The 909-nt window shown below is 29.9% G+C and carries 1 protein-coding gene and 1 pseudogene; both read right to left on the reverse strand.

Annotated features, from left to right (window positions below):
- Positions 1-110: 110 nt before the first annotated feature.
- Positions 111-470, reverse strand: a complete 360-nt coding sequence (locus tag H8909_RS13575) for a hypothetical protein (protein WP_238928318.1) — start codon at positions 468-470, stop codon at positions 111-113.
- Positions 471-647: 177 nt separating this feature from the next.
- Positions 648-836: pseudogene (locus H8909_RS13860) on the reverse strand (tetratricopeptide repeat protein); the annotation flags it as partial.
- Positions 837-909: the final 73 nt, after the last annotated feature.

The following is a 909-nucleotide window of genomic DNA, read 5'->3' on the forward strand; positions in this document are numbered from 1 at the left end:
TTCTGACATGTTTAACACCTCTATTTTCATGTTTCAGACTAGTATTCTTTCGAATGTTTTTCAATTCTTTTTTTAGATATTTTCTCTATTTGACTGGCACTAAATTTATACTAGCCCCATTCACCATCAGGACAGACATAGATATGATCATAATCACTAATAGAACAGATAAATGACTGAATATCCTTACCAGTGATAAATGAACCATGGATGATATCGTCATAGTAAACAACAAACTGTGAATACTTTCTATTTTTTATGAGAATAAGACCATATTTTGAATTGTCTAGTTCATAGAAATCAATAATCAGCTGATTATCAATTGGATATATTACTTCTTCTAGAGATAATCTTTCACCCATCATTTCGTTATGGAATCTACTAATATCTATCTCAAAAGACAAATTCTTATTGATAAAAAGATAGTCTATTAAGTCTTTGATATTTCTTTCAAAGACACTTATCTTCAATAATTTATATACTTTATTGAATGACTTAAGAAAATTTCGTCTCGAAGATACATCTTCTATTCTAAAAGCAGTAGTCCTAAGATTATTAACATTTTCAAAATATGCAGTCATATACTTTTTGATAGATTGATTATCTACGAATGATTTTTGCATCTGCAATGAAATTAAATTACTTAATATTACGAGTGTATCTGGATGATTCGTTCCGAGGATTTGTTTTAACGCATTATAGACTGTGTTTTCTATTTCTAATGCCTTATTGTAATCTCCTAAATCAGAATAAGAGCTTGCTAGATTGTTTAATGAAGTTAATGTATCTGCATGATTTTCTCCATTTCCCCGCGCCTTTGTTGCGCGGACACAAATATATAACCAAACTCAAATCCCCCAAAACTCTAGTGTGCATCTCGATATAATAGTATAATCAAAGAGAGGTGGT

The organism is Catenibacterium faecis, from assembly GCF_014306455.1.
Lineage (GTDB): Bacteria > Bacillota_I > Bacilli_A > Erysipelotrichales > Coprobacillaceae > Catenibacterium > Catenibacterium mitsuoka_A.